The following is a 3,357-nucleotide window of genomic DNA, read 5'->3' on the forward strand; positions in this document are numbered from 1 at the left end:
GCGGGCGGTGGCAGTGCTGCGACCCGACGAGCTCGGGGAGGCGGCGCCCGAGCTGCGCGCGGACGCCCGGGCCTATGCGGTGCTCGCGGCATCCCTGCCGGGCCCGGGGGAGTGGACCGGGGCGGCGGCCGAGGCGTACGACGTGGCCCGGCAGCGCGCGGCAGCACACCTCAGCGGCGGCCCGGAAAGCCTCGACGAACGGTTGCAGGCGTCGGCGGACCTGGCGGACTCGCTGGTCACCTGGATGCGGTCGGCCCGCGACTCCCTGGCGGAGGTCCTGACCGAGGTGCTCAGCTCCGCCGAAGCGGTGACCCTGGCCGCGACCGAAATGGACCTCGCCACGCCCCGCGAGCAGGAAGCGGCGGCGGACATCGCGGTGAAGGTGCTGCGGGCGGTCGCCGACGCGTACGAGCCGGGCGCGGAACTGTTGCACACCTCGGCCCACCTGGCCGAACCACTGGTGGCGGTGCGGTGACGACGGGCGCCACGCTCGGATAGCCGGTTCCGAGCGCGGCGCCGCGTCCCCTGCACCCCCCGCAGGTCCACGTCACACTCAACGCCTGCGGTGGACCTTTGTCGCCCGGGCGGCCGGGGAACGAGCCGCTCGTCCGGGCAGAACAGCACCTGCGGACGGCAGTTGTCACCTTGTGGCCGAGGCCGCAGGTCAGGGGCGAGGGCGGCCGCGCATACCGAAGATCAGAGCTGCCGCGCCCGCGATCAGCAGTGCGACGCCGGCCAGCGCCAGCACGTCCACCCGCGGACCGGTGATCGGCAGGCCACCGCCGTCGCCGCTGACCACGCCCGACGGACCGGCCGCGGGTTCGGGGGCCACGGCGGCCACTTCGAGCAGTCCCATGTCGAGGTCCAGGACTACGCCGGTGCGGTTGGGGGTGCTGTCGCCGTACGCCTGGCGGTCCGGGCCCTTGGTGATCGCGATGGTCATCGCGGTGGCCTTCGCGGCAATGGCGTGACCGGAGACGGCCTGGCGCACGTCGCCGAGCGAGACCGCGACGGTCGTGCCGGGACCGGTGGCCGGCGCGGCCTCGGTGCCCTGGCCGGGGTCGGCGATCGGCGGGACACCGGGGATGGTCGGCAGGGGGAGCGGCGAGGCGGGGCTGAGCGCGCCGGTTCCGGGGAGGCTGGAGAAGAGTCCCTTGCCGTTCTTGTCATGATCACTGGCGGGCGCGCCGGGCTTGCGAACGTTGTCGTTGCTCGCGCCAGGTGCCTCGCTCCCGCCCTTGTGGACGCGCTTGTCGTCGGGGCCCGCCTTGCCGTCGCCGCCGTTGCCGTTTTTGTCCTTGTCCGCGCGGTTGCCGGGGTTGTGGGCCTTGCCGTTCTCCGGGTCGCGCTGGGCAGCGAGGCGGTAGGCCGGGCTGCCGCCATCGAAGGCGCCATCGTTGTGAGCCGAGCCGTTGTAGTCCTTGCCGCTCTCGGCTTCGTCCTTTCGGGCCCCGCCCTGTCCGGGTACCGCCTCGCCGTTCTCGTCCAGCCGCAGCTCCACGTTGTCGCCCGCGGTGTCCAGCCGAGCGGTCTCGAACCCCTCCCCGGACACCTCGATCACCGCCGGCTCGTACCGCACCTCGCCGCCGTCCGCGGCCGACATCGTGGCCAGCAGCGACGGCGGCTTGACCACCTTGATCGTGACCTTCCCGCCCAGCAGCTGCACCTTGCCGCCGGCCATGGAGGCCGCCGCGACAGCCCGCGCGGCCGGCCCGCGCCGCTCCATCGCCGTCGTGCTCAGGCCCGAGACCTTTCCGGGTACGCGAACCAGCGCGGCATCCCCGCCGTCGAGCACCCCCGCCCGCCGCAGCACCGCCTCGGCCCGGGTCGCCTCACCGGCAACGTTGCCGCAGGCCATCCTGGGGTCCCACTGGGCCTGCACGCTCAGCTCACTCGCGCCGAGCCGGAACGGGCCCACCTCGGTGGCCGCATGCCTGCGCTGCTCGGGCTTCTTGTGGCTGGGCGGAGCCGTCTGCTGCAGCACCTGGGCGAGCGCCTTCTGGTCCGCTGGGCCGCCGTCGAGGACCCGGCCCAGCGCCGCGGCGTTGACGGGGGCCTGGGCGACCAGGGCGGATTTGGCGTCGCCCACGCCGACGTCCTTGATCGGCTGGTCGTCGCGGCCGGCCGGGCCGAGGTCGAGGTCGGCGATGCGCATGAGCTGGGTGCCGGACTGGGCGGCGTACCGCAGGGCTTGTTCGCAGGGTGCGGGCGCGGCGGCCGCGGGCAGCGGCACGAGCAGGGCCCCGACCACCCCGAGCGCGGCGGCTTTGAGCCGGGCCCGGGTGGTGCTGGGAACGCCCTGGTCGGGCTCGGCGGGTGTCACAAGATCAACCCGTGCTGGCACGGCGGGCATCATGAAAAAGTCCTCCCCCAAGGATCACCGCAATGAGCGGCGTCTACGGGATGGCCCAACGAGAGTCAATGCCAGGGGTTGCGCTGATCTATGTAGTTCTGCGCTATTTCGCACCGCCGGTCCGTCGCCGTAGGGTGGGGTCATGGGCATGCTGTGCGCCGTCAGCTTCAACCGCTACGGCCGTCTCTACTACCTCGACCCGGGTGAGTTCTCGCCCCAGGTCGGTGACCGCGTGCTGGTCCCGACCGACGACGGGCCCGAGGTGGCGGAATGCGTCTGGGCGGCGCAGTGGGTCAGCGAGGACACGGACGGTTTCCCCAAGGTCGCCGGCCTCGCCGACGACCGCGACCTGCGCCGCGACGAGCTGCTGCGCAAACGCAAGGCCGAGGCGAAGGTCGCGGCCAAGAAACTGATCAAGGCCCACGAGCTCCCGATGAAGGTCGTGGCCGTGGACCACGTCCTGGAGCAGGCCGGTACGGGCGGCGCCCGCACCACGATCTACTTCACGGCCCCGCACCGGGTGGACTTCCGTTCCCTGGTCCGCGACCTCGGAGCGACCCTGCACTGCCGGGTGGAGCTGCGCCAGCTGTCGGCCCGCGACTCGGCCCGGGTCCAGGGCGGCATCGGCTCCTGCGGCCGGGACCTGTGCTGCGCGACGTTCCTGACGGACTTCGAGCCGGTGACGATCCGGATGGCCAAGGACCAGGACCTCCCCCTGAACCCGCTGCGCATCTCCGGCGCGTGCGGTCGCCTGATGTGCTGCCTCAAGTACGAACACCCCCTGTACCAGAAGTTCCAGGCGTCGGCGCCGGCCGTGGGCAGCCGGGTGACGACCCCGGAGGGCGACGGCAGGGTCGTGGCCCACAGCGTCCCGAAGGACGCGGTCGTGGTCAGGATGGACGCGGACGGCTCGCGCTGCTCGTGCAGCCGGGCATCGGTGTGCGGCCCGCGCCAGGCCCACGACGAGCAGTACTCCTGAGCGGCCCGCCCGGCGGCCCGGCGGC

At 73.2% G+C, this 3,357-nt stretch carries 3 protein-coding genes; 2 read left to right on the forward strand and 1 reads right to left on the reverse strand.

Annotation, left to right across the window (positions count from 1 at the left end):
* The coding region (locus AB0C29_RS39585) for a hypothetical protein (protein ID WP_360831864.1) at positions 1-475 on the forward strand (475 nt) is incomplete at its 5' end.
* 189 nt (positions 476-664) lie between these two features.
* On the opposite strand, the gene AB0C29_RS39590 is transcribed toward AB0C29_RS39585, so the two are convergent.
* Positions 665-2,344, reverse strand: coding sequence for a hypothetical protein (locus AB0C29_RS39590; RefSeq protein WP_360831867.1), 1,680 nt, complete (start codon positions 2,342-2,344; stop codon positions 665-667).
* Positions 2,345-2,495: 151 nt separating this feature from the next.
* Here AB0C29_RS39590 and ricT point away from each other — a divergent pair, with 151 nt between their 5' ends.
* The gene (gene ricT / locus AB0C29_RS39595) at positions 2,496-3,332 is read left to right on the forward strand and encodes a regulatory iron-sulfur-containing complex subunit RicT (RefSeq protein WP_360550984.1); all 837 of its coding nucleotides are present in this window, start codon (positions 2,496-2,498) and stop codon (positions 3,330-3,332) included.
* Positions 3,333-3,357: the final 25 nt, after the last annotated feature.

Source organism: Actinoplanes sp. NPDC048791, assembly GCF_040650095.1.
In the GTDB taxonomy this organism is placed as follows: domain Bacteria; phylum Actinomycetota; class Actinomycetes; order Mycobacteriales; family Micromonosporaceae; genus Actinoplanes.